Origin of the sequence: Marivita sp. (genome assembly GCF_022763305.1) — a bacterium.
Lineage (GTDB): Bacteria > Pseudomonadota > Alphaproteobacteria > Rhodobacterales > Rhodobacteraceae > Marivita.
In genome coordinates, this window is the sequence record NZ_JALEGT010000071.1 from 17,219 (window position 1) to 30,600 (window position 13,382).

Consider the following 13,382-nt stretch of genomic DNA (forward strand, 5'->3'; position numbering starts at 1 on the left):
TCGCTGGATTTTGCAATCGTATGCAAAAACCGCTTGAGAGGCCCGCGCGCCCCGCTATGCTGAACCGGACAGAGGATCTGGGGAGGTGGCGATGGCCGAGTATCTCAAGCGGGGGAAACCCGAAACCGAACGTGCCGAGGATGATGCCAAGACCCGCGCGGTGGTCGAGGCGACGCTGGCAGACATCGAAGCGCGCGGCGATGCGGCGGTGCGGGATCTGGCTGCGAAGTTCGACAATTACACGCCCGAGAGTTTCCGCCTGACGCAGGCCGAGATCGATGCGCTGATTGCGGAGCTTAGCCCGCGCGAGTTGGCGGATATCAAGTTTGCGCAGGAGCAGGTGCGCAACTTCGCGCAGGCGCAGCGCGACTCGATGCTGGACATCGAGGTCGAGACGATGCCGGGGGTGATCCTCGGCCACAAGAACATCCCCGTGCAGTCGGTGGGCTGCTACGTGCCGGGGGGCAAGTTCCCGATGGTCGCCTCGGCCCATATGTCGGTGGCGACGGCGTCTGTCGCGGGTGTGCCGCGCATCATCGCCTGCACGCCGCCCTGGCAGGGCAAGCCGAACCCGGCTGTGATCGCCGCGATGCATCTGGGCGGGGCGCATGAGATCTACGTGCTGGGCGGGATTCAGGCCGTGGGCGCGATGGCCATCGGGACCGAGACCATCGAGCCGGTGCATATGCTGGTGGGGCCGGGCAATGCCTTTGTCGCCGAGGCGAAGCGGCAATTGTTCGGGCGGGTGGGCATTGATTTGTTCGCCGGGCCGACCGAGACCATGGTGATCGCCGATGACACGGTCGATGCCGAGATTTGCGCGACGGACCTGCTGGGGCAGGCGGAGCATGGGTACAATTCGCCCGCCGTGCTGGTGACGAATTCGCGGAAGCTGGCGGAAGAGACCTTGGCCGAGATCGACCGGCTGCTGGAGATCCTGCCGACGCGGGACACGGCGTCTGTGTCATGGCGCGACTATGGTGAGGTGATCCTCTGTGCCGACCATGACGAGATGCTCGCGGTCGCCAATGACATCGCCTCCGAGCATGTGCAGGTGATGACCGACCGGGACGACTGGTATCTCGAGCACATGACCTGCTACGGCGCGCTGTTCCTTGGGGCGCGGACCAATGTGTCGAACGGCGACAAGGTGATCGGGACAAATCACACTTTGCCGACCAAGAAGGCGGGGCGCTATACCGGCGGGCTTTGGGTGGGCAAGTTCCTCAAGACCCATTCCTATCAGAAGATCACCACTGACGAGGCGGCGACGCTGATCGGGGAATACGGCTCGCGGCTGTGTATGCTGGAGGGGTTCGTCGGGCATGCCGAGCAGTGCAACGTGCGGGTGCGGCGCTATGGCGGGGTGAACGTGCCTTACGGGAAGGGTGCGCCTTATCGGGACGCGGCGGAGTGAGCTTGGGAGCGGGACGATGCGGTGACGCATCGTCTGTTTCCGTGGACGGAAACACTGGGGCTCTGCCCCAGACCCCGGGATATTTTTGGCAAGAAGAAGCAGGGGAGCCTCATGTCTGAGGTCGATAGCGCAAAAGCGGTCATGGCGCCGGTGTTTGCCTCGATGCGATCTGGCGATTTTGAGGCGCTGGCGCGGGTTGCGCCGGAGGCGCTGTTTCGGATGTGCCATCCGTTTGGTGACCTGCAAGGCGCAGACGCGTTCATGCGGGAGTGCCTTGCGCCGTTGCAGGTGGCGTTGCCGGATCTGGAGCGGCAGGAGTTTATTCGCATCGCAGGCTTTGATGCGGAGGGCGCGCTTTGGGTTGGCTCGGGTGGGTCTTATTCCGGGCGGTGGGTCGCGCCCTGGCTGGGCATCCCGCCGACCGGGCGGTCTGCGGTGATGCGGTTTCACGAGTTCTACCGGATCGAGGGTGGCAGTGCGTCGAGATGCAGGCGATCTGGGACATTCCGGAGATGATGATGCAGGCGGGCGTCTGGCCGATGGTGCCGCAATTGGGGCGGTTTTGTCATGCGCCGGCGCCGATGACGCAGGACGGGTTGGGGCCGCATGATCCGTCTTTGTCGGCGGTCAGTGCGCAGCATGTGATCGACATGCTCACCGCGATGGTGCGGCATCCGTCGCAGGGTGGGCCGGAGGTGATGGAGCTGGAGCGGTTCTGGCATCCGGACTTCATGTGGTACGGGCCTGCGGGCATCGGCACGGCGCGCGGGGTGGAGGAGTTTCGGCGCTTCCACCAGATCCCGTTCCTGAACGCGATGCCGGACCGGGGGCAGCATCCCGAGGGCACGGTGCATCACTTCATGGCGGAAGGTGCTTATGTGGGTGTGACCGGCTGGCCCAACATGCAGCAGACGCTGTCGGGCGATGGCTGGCTGGGCCTGCCGCCGACGGGGCAGAGGATCACCCTGCGCAGTCTGGATTTCTGGCGGCTGGAGGATGGGCTGATCCGGGAAAACTGGGTTCTCGTGGACCTTCTGGATGTGTACGCTCAGATCGGGGTGGATGTGTTCGCCCGGATGAAGGAGTTGGCATGGAGCAGAGGGTATCGCTGATCACGCTGGGCGTGATGGATGCGGAGAAGGCGGCGGCGTTCTATGACGCGCTGGGTTGGCAGAGGGTCGAGACTCAGGACGGGGTGATCGCCTATGATCTGCTGGGGCAGACATTGGGGCTTTATCCTTTGGACAAGCTGGCCGAGGACATTGGCATCGACGTGGCGCAGCTTGGGCGCGGGGCGCTGACTTTGGGCTACAATGCACGGGAACGTGCGGGCGTGGATGACGTGATGGGCCGGGTCGACGGTGCCGGTGGGACCGTGTTGAAAACCCCGCAGGAGGTGTTCTGGGGTGGATATCACGGCTATTTCAGCGACCCCGAGGGCCATATCTGGGAAGTGGCGCAAAATCCGTTTTCGCCTTTGCGCGACGGTGATGGCGCATTTCGCTGGAACGGGTATTGAGACGCCCGCAAAGCATGTGGAGCCTTGAGACGCTGGGCCGGGTCCGGTTGTCGAAGCATTTCTACATGCGGGAGTTTCTCTATTCCGAGATCGGGAATTTTCACGCGCTTCAGAACATCCCCGACCATCCGGATCTGGCCATCTCGCGGGGGCGGGCGTTTTGCGAGACCCTGCTCGATCCTTTGCAGGAGACCTTTGGCCGGATCGCGGTGCGGTCGGGGTTTCGGTCGGCGGCGCTCAACCGGTTCGGCAATGATAACGGGCTGAACTGCGCGCGCAATGATTATCCGCTCGAGTGCCATATCTGGGATTTGCCCGACGTCGAGGTGGCGGGGGCGAGCATCGTGATCCCGTGGTTTGCGGATCAGTATGATCAGGGTCGGGACTGGCGCGATCTGGCGTGGTGGCTGTATGACCATCTGCCCTTTGCCGAAGTCTGGTTCTTTCCCAAGCTCTGTGCGTTCAACATCGCGTGGCGACCGGAGCCGCAGCGGCGGATCGACAGCTATATCGCGCCGAAGGGGACGTTGATCCGCGCTGGGCAGGAGCCGTCCGAGCCTTTGGAAATGCGGGCGATGCGTTATGTCGATTTCCCGCCGTTTCGCGGAATTTCCTACCCGTGATGCGGGGGCTGGACAGAGGCTCCTGCCCGGAGTAGCGTGATTTTGCACACCTATGCAAAGTGACGGAGCCCCCCTCATGCCCCTGCCCAGAACCCCGTCTTTCCGGCTTGATGGCAAACGGGCGCTCGTCACGGGTGGGTCGCGCGGGATCGGGCTGGGCTGTGCCGTTTCACTGGCCGAGGCGGGCGCGCATGTGATCGTTGCCGCGCGGAACGCGACGCAGGTGCAGGCTGCTGTCAACGAGATGGCGCAGGAGGGCATGAGCGCCGAGGCGCTGGTGCTCGACGTGACCGAGACCGACGCGATGCGCGACGCGGTGGCGGGGTTGGCGCTGCTCGACATTCTGGTGAACTCGGCGGGGCTTGCGCGGCACAGCCCTGCGCTTGAGACCACGCCCGAGGATTTCGATGCGGTGGCGGCGATCAACATCAAGGCGGCCTATTTTCTGGCGCAGGCGGTGGCGCGCCAGATGGTCGGGCGTGGTGGGTCGATCATCCAGATCAGCAGCCAGATGGCGCATGTCGGCGGGATCGACCGAGCAGTCTATTGCGGCACGAAACACGCGGTTGAAGGGATGACCAAGGCGATGGCGATCGAATGGGGGCCGGAGCGGATCCGCGTCAACACGATCTGTCCGACCTTCATTCTGACCGAATTGACCAAACCGACCTTTGACGATCCCGACAAGCGCGCCTGGATTGAAAGCAAGATCAAACTGCCGCGCGTTGGTCAGGTCGAGGACATCATGGGGGCGTGCCTGTTTCTGGCCTCGGACGCGAGTGCGCTGGTGACGGGCAGTTCTCTGCTGATCGACGGGGGATGGACGGCGGGATGACACGGCGCGTCACCTCCTTTGATGTGGCGGCCCGCGCCGGGGTGAGCCAGTCGGCGGTGAGCCGGGTGTTCTCGGGTGCCTCGGCCAGCAAGGCGACGGTGGACAAGGTGCGCGAGGCCGCCGAGGCGCTGGGCTACAGGCCCAATGTGCTGGCGCGGTCGCTGATCACCGGGCGGAGCCGGATCATCGGGCTGGTGGTCGCTTATCTGGGCAACCCGTTCTACCCGGATGCGCTTGAGCGGTTCAGCCGCGATCTGCAGGACGAGGGCTATCACACGCTGGTCTTTACCGTGCCCGAAGGGGCCGGAGACACCGATACGGATCGGATCATTCAGCAGATGCTCGACCATCAGGTGGACGGGATCGTGCTGGCCAGTGTGGGTTTGGGCGACGCGCTGGCGGCACGCTGCGAGGCGGCGGGCATCCCGGTGGTGCTCTTCAACCGGGGGCAGGCGGGCAGCGGTCTGGCGCAGGTCACATCGGCCAACCGGTTGGGCGGGGCCAAGGTGGCGGATTTTCTGGTGGCGGGGGGGCATGCCCGCATCGGCCATGTCGCAGGCTGGCAAGGGTCCTCCACCGGGCGCGACCGGACCGAGGGGTTCGTCGCGCGGCTTGCCGAGTTGGGGCAGGACTGCATTGGCGTGGAAGACGGGCGCTATGACCATGGCGAGGCGGTGCGGTTGACGGACCTTTTGCTGGCCAAGGGTGTCGACGCGCTGTTCGTCGGCAATGACCATATGGCCTTTGCGGTCATGGACCATCTGCGCTGCACGCTTGGTCTGTCGGTGCCGAATGACGTGTCGGTGGTGGGCTATGACGATGTGCCGATGGCGTCCTTTGCGGCCTATGACCTGACCACGGTGCGCCAGCCCGTGGGGCGCATGGTCAGGACCACTGTTGCGGCGCTCATTAACCAAATCGAAGACAAATCCGCGCAAGCGGAGGTGACAGAAATCGACGGGCCGCTGATCCTGCGCGGATCGGCCCGCAAACCGGAAGGCTTCGCATGAGAGGGTTCGACAACCGCTTCGCGGATTTCCCCGATTACATCCTCGGGATCACCAAGGAGATTTGGGAGGATCGCGGGCTTGGGGCGCGGATGAAGGACTATTACCACCCCGAGGTGATTGTCCGCACGCCCGGTGGCATCGGCTTTGGTGAGCCCGCGATGACGGCGGCGACGATGGCGACCTGTCACGAGTTTCCGGATCGGCAGCTTTTGGGCGAGGACGTGATCTGGTCGGGCACGCCCGAAGTCGGCATGCTGTCGTCGCATCGCATCCTGTCGACCGCGACCCATGTGAATGACGGCCAGTTCGGCCCGGCCACGGGGCGCAGGATCGCCACAAGGGCGATGGCGGATTGCTATGCCAAGAACAACATGATCAGCGACGAATGGCTGATCCGCGACAATGGCGCGATCGTCCGCCAGTTAGGGTTTGATCCGAAGGAATGGGCGCAGGCGCGTGTCGCGGGGCTCGACCCCGAAAGCCAGCCCTTCCGCCCGGCGGTCGATGTGCAGGGGCCCTATACCGGGCGTGGCAATGACAACGAATGGGGTGCGGCTTTTGCATCGCTGCTGACCCGGATCATGGAGGCCGAATTCTCGGTCATTCCGGCGCAATACGACCGTGCGGTGCAGGCGGAATATCCCGGCGGGCAGACCGTGCACGGGACAGCGGGCGTTGATGCCTTCTGGCTGGGCCTGCGGTCGGCCCTTCCATCGGCCCGGTTCGAGGTTCACCACCAGATCGGTCTGGATGAGCCGCGCATGCCGCCCCGTGCGGCGGTGCGCTGGTCGCTGACTGGGACACATGCGGGCTGGGGCACGTTCGGTGCGCCCACCGGGGCCGAGGTGCATGTCATGGGTATCTCTCATGCCGAGTTCGGCCCGCGCGGGTTGCGCCGGGAATGGACGCTGTACGACGAGACCGCGATCTGGATGCAAATTCTGGCCCATCAGGGCTGACAACACCAAGGGAACTGACCAATGACCCCGCAAGAGATGGAAGCCCGCATCGTCCGCTACGGCGATCTGCGCCCCTGTCGCACCGCCTTCATCGACGCCCACACGCCGGGCAGCAACCAGAAGGAAAACTTTACCATCATCGGTGGTGGCGTGTCGGAAAGCGCCGACCAGCACGTGCACATCACCGAAACGCCGGGGTTCAATATCGGCGCGGCAGGCCAGCCGCCCAAGTGCCGCAACTCGCTGCACAGCCATCGCACGGCCGAGGTGTTCTTCGTGCTCAAGGGCCGCTGGAGGTTTTTCTGGGGGCGCTGGGGCAATGCGGGTGAGGTCGTGCTGGAAGAGGGCGACATCTTCAACATTCCGACGGGCATCTTTCGTGGGTTCGAGAATATTGGCACCGATTACGGGATGATCATGGCGATCCTCGGCGGCGACGATGCTGGGGGTGGCGTGATCTGGGCGCCGCAGGTGATCGAGGATGCCAAGGATCACGGGCTGGTTCTGGGCGAGAACGGCAAGCTTTACGATACCAAGAAGGGGCAATCGCTGCCCGAGGGAGTGAAGCCGATGCCGCTGCTGACCGATGAGGAGCTGAAGGCGTTCCCCGAACCCAGCACGGCGGATGTGATCCCCGGCTATGTGGCGCGGTATTGGGACCTGATGGCGCTGGCCGACCGACAGCCGGCACGGGTGATCGGACCAGAGGGCAAGCTGAAGGACCGTCCGGGCTTTGACGTGGATTTCATCACGCGCGGGTCGATCCCGGAAGAGATGTACACGGTGGCAAGCCACGAGGTCTTGATGCCCATGCGCGGGCATTGGCGGCTGAGTTGGGACGGCGGTACCACCGCGCTCAATCCCGGCGATACGGTCGCGGTGCCGCCGGGGCTGGCGCACAGCGTTGTGCCTGCCATGACCGGCGAGGCGTCGATGTACCGGGTGCGGTCGACCGACGATCCGGCAGGGCCGACCTGGAAAGCCGCCTGATCTGGCCGTTCGGGTGTCCGGCGCTAGGTTGACCGCCAGACACCCAGAGCGGAGGCCCGGATGACCCAAGACACCCTGACCCTGCGCCCGGCCGAGGCGGCGGACACCGAAGCGCTTGATCGATTGTTCGGGCAAAGCTACCCGATCCTGCTCAAGCCCGACTATCCGCCCTCGGTTCTGGTGACGGCGGTTCCGCTGATCTCGAAGGCGCAACCGGCGCTGATCGCGTCGGGCACGTTTTTCGTCATCTGTGACGGGCCCGACATCGTGGGGGCTGGCGGCTGGACCATGCAAGCGCCCGGCGGCAAGCCCGGCACGCGCGGGGTAGGCCATATCCGCCATGTCGTGACGGATCACCGCCGCACCCGCGAAGGGATCGGGCGGCGGCTGATGGAGCACATCATCCTGCACGCCCATGCCTGCGGCATGATGCAACTGCACTGCCAGAGCACGCGGACGGCTGTTCCGTTTTATGAGGCGATGGGCTTTGTCGCAGAAGGTGAGACCGACATCGACCTGCGCCCGGGGGTCACCTTTCCCGCCGTTTTCATGAAGCGGTTTCTTGCCTAGGTTGACCTGCGTCATGGCATGATCGTGGCTTTTGGTGTGGAGTCGAACTCCAGCCAAAGGAGGGGCCCATGCTGACAATCACCAAACCGGAACCGAACCGAGTGGATATCGACCTGTCCGGCAAGATTTCGTCGGAAGAGATGGCGCAGGGGCTCGATGACCTGCTTGAGATGTCCCAGGACGTGAACAAGGGCACGATGCTTTATACCATTACGTCCTTCGCCTTTCCCGATCTTGGCGCGATTGCGGTCGAGATGGCACGGCTGCCCAAGCTCTTTGGTCTGCTGGGGAGGTTCGACCGCTGCGCCGTGCTGAGCGATGCCGCGTGGCTGCGCACCGCCGCCGAGGTGGAGGGGGCGTTCATTCCCGGTTTCGACATCAAGGCCTTCGATCTGGGAGAGCGGGAAGCGGCGGAGGCGTGGCTCAAAACCGGCATGGCCTGACTTGGCGCTTGCGGCTTCGGGGCCGAGAAGGTCTAGTCGCGGCATCCTTTCCTTTTGCAGGGTGCCGCTTTGCTTGAACTCAGACCCAATTGCGAATGGTGCGACAAGGACTTGCCGCCCGACGCCGAAGACGCGCGTATCTGTTCCTATGAATGCACCTATTGTGCGCAATGTGTGGAGACCGTGCTTCACAATGTCTGCGCCACGTGTGGCGGTGGGTTCACTCCGCGTCCGATCCGGCCCAAGGGCGCGTACCGGGCGGGCAAGACGTTGGGGCTGGCCCATCAGCCGGCAAGCACCGCCCGCGTGCAGTCGCGGTGGACGGTGGAAGAGGTGGAAGAGTTGAGCACGTTGCTTCGGGATGTCCCGCCTCAGGCGCGGTAGGCCTATGGTCGGCGTGGACGTCTGAACATGACGAAGACGGCGTCGGGCGACGGCCATCTTCGCTGCGTCACGTCCTGATCTCGATCACTTCCCGCTCGGTCACGATCATGTCGAGCGGCTGGTCCGTCGGCTCAAGCGGCAGGTCGTCCGCCTCTTGTGCGGCATAGGCAAAGCCGATGGCCAGTGTGGGGCGCTGGGCGCGCAGACCTTCGAGCGTGCGGTCATAGAAGCCGCCGCCATAGCCCAGACGCCCACCCGCGCGGGAAAAGGCGACCAGCGGGACGATCAGCACTTCGGGGGTTATAAGCCGCTCCACCGCTGGCACCGACGCGCCGAAGGGGCCGTCGACCAGCGCGCAGTCCGGCTCCCATTGCGAGAACACCAAGGGCTGTCCCGCGCCGCGGATCACCGGCACGCCCACCAGCCCGTGGGCTGCGGCCTCTGCCATCGCGGGCAGGGGGTCGATCTCGGTGCGGATCGGCAGGTAGCCGGACACCGGAACACCGCGATAACCCGCCAGCACTTGGCTCAGATGGCCCGCCGCACCGCGATGTCCGGCCTCATGGGCCGCCTTGCGCCGGGCGAAGGCCGCTTTGCGCGCTGCGGCCTTGCGCTCTTCCAGGGTCACAGCAGCACCACGACGGCAAGGCCGAGGAAGGCGAAGAAGCCGACCACGTCCGTGACGGTGGTCACGAAGGCGCCCGAGGCCAGCGCCGGGTCGATGCCCAGCTTTTCCAGCACGATGGGAATGCCCGTTCCGGCCAGCCCGGCCACGACAAGGTTGATCACCATCGCGGCGGCGATCACGTAGCCCAGTTGCGGAGAGCCGAACCAGACCAGCCCGACAAGGCCCATGATCACGGCAAAGGCCAGCCCGTTGATCAGGCCCACCAGCACCTCGCGTCGGATCACCCGCCAGACGTTTGAACCGGTGAGGTCCTTTGTGGCCAGCGCGCGGACCGCGACCGTCAATGACTGCGTGCCCGCGTTGCCGCCCATGGAGGCGACGATCGGCATCAGCACGGCAAGGGCCACCACGGTTGCGATCGCCTCTTCGAATTGGGCAATCACGAGGCTGGCCAGAATGGCGGTGATCAGGTTGACGAACAGCCACGGGAACCGCCGCTTTGTCGTTTCGATCACGCGGTCCGAGAGCGAGCTTTCGCTGTCCACACCGGCAAGGCGCAGCACGTCTTCCTCGTGTTCCTCGTCCAGTACCGCCATTGCGTCGTCGATGGTGATGACGCCCACCAGCCGTTCGTTCTCATCGACCACGGGGGCCGAGATCAGGTGATACTGGTTGAACGCATAGGCCACGTCGCCTTCGTACTGTGTCACCGGAATGACGTGAAACGTCTCTTCGACCAGCGATTGCAGCATCACCTCGCGGCGCGATGCCATGAGCTTGCCCAGCGTGACATTGCCCACCGGGCGCAGGCGCGGATCGACCAGCACGATATGGTAGAACTGTTCCGGCAGATCATCGGAATTCCGCAGGTAATCAATCGCTTCGCCCACGTTCCAATGCTCGGGGGCCATCACGACCTCGCGCTGCATCAGGCGGCCTGCGGAATATTCCGGGTAGGTCAGCGATTGCTGGACCGCGACCCGGTCGCTGATTTCCAGCGCATCGAGGATCGCGTCCTGCTGCGGCTGATCGAGATCCTCGAGCAGATCGACCACATCGTCGCTGTCGAGATCGCGCACCGCGTCGGCCAGCACCTGCGGCGACAGGATGCCGATCACCTCTTCGCGGATCGATTCGTCGAGCTCGGACAGGATGTCGCCGTCGAATTCCCGGTCGTAGAGTTTTATCAGACGCATCCGGTCGAAGGCGTTGATCTGTTCGAGAAGGTCGGCGATGTCAGCGGGGTGCAGCGGCTCCATCAGCTCGACAAGCTGTTCGCGGTCGTCCCGGTCCACGGCATAGAGGATTTGCGCAACCGCCTTGCGGTCGAGGCTGTAGGCAGCCTCCGACTCTTCGACCTCGGGTGCCTCGATGGTTTGATCTTCGCTCATCTTGCCCCCTTGCCGTGCCGTTCCTGTCACCTTTACGCAATCGGCTCGCAAGAAAACAGAGCAACCGCGCGATTTACCAACTCCGGATCTCAAGATAGGTTCGCAGGGCCAGTGTCAAAAAGAGCCTCCCATGACAAATCTCACGCTTCATTTGGGCCAGACCCTCTGGTTCGACGGCAATCCCATGATCGAGGGGCCCGAGGCTGCCCGGGTCGACGCCCATGGCGGCATCGTAGTGCGGGACGGACACATTCTGGCGCGCGGGACGGCGGACGATCTGCGCAGGGCGTACCCGCAAGCGGTGGTGGAGGATCACGGGCAGGCCCTGATCCTGCCGGGGTTTGTTGATGCGCATGTGCATTATCCGCAGACGGCCATGATCGCGAGCTGGGGCAAGCGGCTGATCGACTGGCTCAACACCTATACCTTCCCCGAGGAGATGCGGTTCGTTGATCCGGGCTACGCCGCCGAGATCGCGGGGCGGTATCTGGACCTCGCACTTGCGCACGGGACGACCACCATGTGCAGCTATTGCACGATCCATCCCGAAAGCGTGGACGCCTATTTTACTGCAGCCGCAGCGCGCGGGATGCGGGCTCTGGGCGGCAAGACCTGCATGGACCGCAACGCGCCCGATGGGCTGCGGGATACCGCACAATCGGCCTATGACGACAGCAAGGCGCTGCTGGAGCGCTGGCACGGGCAGGGCAGGGCATCCTACGTGATCACGCCGCGCTTTTCGCCCACCTCGACCCCGGACCAACTGTCCGCGCTCGGGGCCTTGTGGGCAGAACATCCCGACTGCCTGATGCAAACCCATCTGAGCGAACAGACCGACGAGATTGCCTGGGTGCGGGGGCTCTATCCCGAGGCGCGGGATTATCTGGATACGTACGAGGCGCATGGGTTGCTGGGGGCCAACGGTCTCTATGGTCACGCGATCCATCTGGAGCCGCGCGAACGCGACCGCCTTTTGGAGGTGGGCGCGGCTCTGATACATTGCCCGACCTCCAACACCTTTATCGGGTCGGGGTTGTTCGACATGGCGGGTCTGATGGCCGAAGGTCAGCGCGTCGGGTTGGCCACGGATACCGGCGGCGGGTCGTCCTTTTCGATGCTGCGCACAATGGCGGCAGCCTATGAGGTGGCGCAATTGCGGGGCGTCGCGCTGCATCCGTCCGCCTTGCTGTGGCTCGCCACCGAAGGCTCGGCCCGGTCCTTGCGGATCGCGGACCGCGTGGGGACTTTGGCCCCGGGGTCAGAGGCGGATTTCATCACCATTGACCTCGGATCAACGCCCGCCATCGCACAACGCAGCGCCCGGGCAGCGGACATCTGGGAGGCGGTGTTCCCGACGATCATGATGGGCGACGACCGCGCGGTGTCGGGCGTTTGGGTCATGGGCGAGAAGCGCGTCTGAGGGGGCCACTCTGTCGGCGCCATGCGCAGACCCCAGTTGACCTTTGCACATGTGGTTTCAAATAGCGGAGCAGCGCAACGGTGTGACCTTGGATGTGCCCGTGAAATCGCGGGAATGGGCAATGGACATATCCGAACAAATGACTTCAAGCTGCACGAAAACGGGGAGGATCGAAATATGGCACTGACTGCAATCATCGAAGCTCATGGCGGACCGGACCAGTTCAAACTGGTCGATCTCGAGGTGGGAGAGCCGGGCAAGGGCGAAGTCCGGATTGCCCACAAGGCCGTTGGCCTGAATTTCATCGACGTCTACCAGCGCACCGGGCTTTATCCGATGCAGTTGCCCCATGCGATGGGTATGGAGGCCGCTGGTGTGATCGAGGCGGTCGGCGAAGGGGTGACGCATCTCAAGGTCGGGGATCGGGCCGCCTATGCCGCGAATCCGCCCGGTGCCTATACCGAGGCGCGCGTCATGCCTGCCGCGCAGGTCTGTCCGCTGCCGGAAGGCATTTCCTTCGAGGAAGGTGCTGCGATGATGCTCAAGGGGCTGACCGTCGAATATCTGTTCCACCGGACAACGCCGCTGAAGGCTGGTGATACCGTCCTGTTCCATGCCGCGGCAGGCGGGGTCGGTCTTCTGGCGTGTCAGTGGGCGCGGTCCGAAGGGATCACCCTGATCGGCACTGCCGGCACCGACGACAAGTGCCAGCTGGCGCTCGAGCATGGGGCCACGCACTGCATCAACTACCGCAGCGGCGATTGGGTCGCCCAGGTACGGGAGCTGACGGGCGGCGCCGGTGTTGACGTGGTGATGGACGCGGTCGGCAAAGACACGTTCGACGGATCGCTGAAATCCCTGAAACCGCTCGGCATGATGATTTCCTTCGGCAATGCCTCCGGGCCAGTGCCACCGTTCGAGATCGGGTTGCTGGGAAAAATGGGGTCGCTGAAGATCACCCGCCCGACGCTCTTCACCCATATTGCGGATCACGCGACCTGCCAGGCGATGGCGCAGCATCTGGGCGAAAAGGTGCTCTCGGGCGATGTGAAGATCAACATCGGCCAGCGCTTTGCCCTGAAGGATGTGGCCGCGGCCCACACGGCACTGGAAGCGCGGCAGACAACAGGGTCAACGGTTCTGGAGATCTGAGCGCGACGCGCTCCATCCAACTCTGTTGCGTCCTTGGTCAC

14 protein-coding genes and 1 pseudogene are annotated in these 13,382 nt (G+C 64.2%); 13 read left to right on the forward strand and 2 right to left on the reverse strand.

Features of this window, described 5'->3' with window-relative positions; translation table 11 throughout:
- Window positions 1–91 precede the first annotated feature (91 nt).
- The 11 genes and pseudogenes from hisD (at window position 92) to MRY75_RS13905 (ending at window position 8,750) form a co-directional block, all read left to right on the forward strand.
- Entirely contained in the window at window positions 92–1,417 is a 1,326-nt protein-coding gene (gene hisD, locus MRY75_RS13855) for a histidinol dehydrogenase (protein ID WP_292308595.1), read from the forward strand.
- A gap of 111 nt (window positions 1,418–1,528) precedes the next feature.
- A pseudogene (locus MRY75_RS13860) lies at window positions 1,529–2,529 on the forward strand (ester cyclase).
- On the forward strand, window positions 2,508–2,936 hold the full coding sequence (locus tag MRY75_RS13865) for a VOC family protein (RefSeq protein ID WP_292308596.1): 429 nt from the start codon (window positions 2,508–2,510) through the stop codon (window positions 2,934–2,936). Before MRY75_RS13860 ends, MRY75_RS13865 begins: the two are co-directional and overlap by 22 nt.
- 14 nt (window positions 2,937–2,950) lie before the next feature.
- Window positions 2,951–3,559: a hypothetical protein gene (locus tag MRY75_RS13870; RefSeq protein ID WP_292308597.1), complete on the forward strand. Its 609-nt coding sequence runs from the start codon at window positions 2,951–2,953 to the stop codon at window positions 3,557–3,559.
- A gap of 76 nt (window positions 3,560–3,635) precedes the next feature.
- Window positions 3,636–4,394 carry an SDR family oxidoreductase gene (locus MRY75_RS13875; protein ID WP_292308598.1) on the forward strand — a complete coding sequence of 253 codons (759 nt, stop codon included), beginning with the start codon at window positions 3,636–3,638 and terminating at the stop codon, window positions 4,392–4,394.
- Window positions 4,391–5,404 carry a LacI family DNA-binding transcriptional regulator gene (locus MRY75_RS13880; protein ID WP_292308599.1) on the forward strand — a complete coding sequence of 338 codons (1,014 nt, stop codon included), beginning with the start codon at window positions 4,391–4,393 and terminating at the stop codon, window positions 5,402–5,404. Before MRY75_RS13875 ends, MRY75_RS13880 begins: the two co-directional genes overlap by 4 nt.
- Window positions 5,401–6,363, forward strand: coding sequence for a nuclear transport factor 2 family protein (locus tag MRY75_RS13885; protein WP_292308600.1), 963 nt, complete (start codon window positions 5,401–5,403; stop codon window positions 6,361–6,363). The genes MRY75_RS13880 and MRY75_RS13885 overlap by 4 nt, the downstream gene beginning before the upstream one ends.
- Before the next feature lie 21 nt (window positions 6,364–6,384).
- Complete coding sequence (locus MRY75_RS13890; protein ID WP_292308601.1) at window positions 6,385–7,353, forward strand: cupin domain-containing protein; 969 nt, start codon at window positions 6,385–6,387, stop codon at window positions 7,351–7,353.
- A 60-nt stretch (window positions 7,354–7,413) separates the two neighbouring features.
- Window positions 7,414–7,923 carry a GNAT family N-acetyltransferase gene (locus tag MRY75_RS13895; RefSeq protein ID WP_292308602.1) on the forward strand — a complete coding sequence of 170 codons (510 nt, stop codon included), beginning with the start codon at window positions 7,414–7,416 and terminating at the stop codon, window positions 7,921–7,923.
- A gap of 68 nt (window positions 7,924–7,991) precedes the next feature.
- On the forward strand, window positions 7,992–8,366 hold the full coding sequence (locus MRY75_RS13900) for an STAS/SEC14 domain-containing protein (protein ID WP_292308603.1): 375 nt from the start codon (window positions 7,992–7,994) through the stop codon (window positions 8,364–8,366).
- A 69-nt stretch (window positions 8,367–8,435) separates the two neighbouring features.
- Window positions 8,436–8,750 (forward strand): DUF1272 domain-containing protein, encoded by a 315-nt coding sequence (locus tag MRY75_RS13905; RefSeq protein WP_292308604.1) that lies wholly within the window; start codon window positions 8,436–8,438, stop codon window positions 8,748–8,750.
- A 67-nt stretch (window positions 8,751–8,817) separates the two neighbouring features.
- Here the strand turns inward: MRY75_RS13905 and MRY75_RS13910 are convergent, their stop codons facing one another.
- A complete protein-coding gene (locus MRY75_RS13910; protein WP_292308605.1) occupies window positions 8,818–9,378 on the reverse strand; it encodes a 5-formyltetrahydrofolate cyclo-ligase in 561 nt (186 codons plus the stop codon).
- A complete protein-coding gene (mgtE, locus tag MRY75_RS13915) occupies window positions 9,375–10,769 on the reverse strand; it encodes a magnesium transporter (RefSeq protein WP_292308606.1) in 1,395 nt (464 codons plus the stop codon). Before mgtE ends, MRY75_RS13910 begins: the two co-directional genes overlap by 4 nt.
- A 130-nt stretch (window positions 10,770–10,899) precedes the next feature.
- Here mgtE and guaD point away from each other — a divergent pair, with 130 nt between their 5' ends.
- A complete protein-coding gene (gene guaD / locus MRY75_RS13920) occupies window positions 10,900–12,189 on the forward strand; it encodes a guanine deaminase (RefSeq protein ID WP_292308607.1) in 1,290 nt (429 codons plus the stop codon).
- 177 nt (window positions 12,190–12,366) lie between these two features.
- Entirely contained in the window at window positions 12,367–13,341 is a 975-nt protein-coding gene (locus MRY75_RS13925) for a quinone oxidoreductase (RefSeq protein WP_292308608.1), read from the forward strand.
- Window positions 13,342–13,382: the final 41 nt, after the last annotated feature.

Excerpts from the sequence above, each read along its gene's own strand:
- hisD (WP_292308595.1), top strand. The coding sequence starts at position 92 with ATGGCCGAGTATCTCAAGCGGGGGAAACCCGAAACCGAACGTGCCGAG.
- MRY75_RS13865 (WP_292308596.1), top strand. The coding sequence starts at position 2,508 with ATGGAGCAGAGGGTATCGCTGATCACGCTGGGCGTGATGGATGCGGAG.
- MRY75_RS13870 (WP_292308597.1), top strand. The coding sequence starts at position 2,951 with ATGTGGAGCCTTGAGACGCTGGGCCGGGTCCGGTTGTCGAAGCATTTC.
- MRY75_RS13875 (WP_292308598.1), top strand. The coding sequence starts at position 3,636 with ATGCCCCTGCCCAGAACCCCGTCTTTCCGGCTTGATGGCAAACGGGCG.
- MRY75_RS13880 (WP_292308599.1), top strand. The coding sequence starts at position 4,391 with ATGACACGGCGCGTCACCTCCTTTGATGTGGCGGCCCGCGCCGGGGTG.
- MRY75_RS13885 (WP_292308600.1), top strand. The coding sequence starts at position 5,401 with ATGAGAGGGTTCGACAACCGCTTCGCGGATTTCCCCGATTACATCCTC.
- MRY75_RS13890 (WP_292308601.1), top strand. The coding sequence starts at position 6,385 with ATGACCCCGCAAGAGATGGAAGCCCGCATCGTCCGCTACGGCGATCTG.
- MRY75_RS13895 (WP_292308602.1), top strand. The coding sequence starts at position 7,414 with ATGACCCAAGACACCCTGACCCTGCGCCCGGCCGAGGCGGCGGACACC.
- MRY75_RS13900 (WP_292308603.1), top strand. The coding sequence starts at position 7,992 with ATGCTGACAATCACCAAACCGGAACCGAACCGAGTGGATATCGACCTG.
- mgtE (WP_292308606.1), bottom strand. The coding sequence starts at position 10,769 with ATGAGCGAAGATCAAACCATCGAGGCACCCGAGGTCGAAGAGTCGGAG.
- guaD (WP_292308607.1), top strand. The coding sequence starts at position 10,900 with ATGACAAATCTCACGCTTCATTTGGGCCAGACCCTCTGGTTCGACGGC.
- MRY75_RS13925 (WP_292308608.1), top strand. The coding sequence starts at position 12,367 with ATGGCACTGACTGCAATCATCGAAGCTCATGGCGGACCGGACCAGTTC.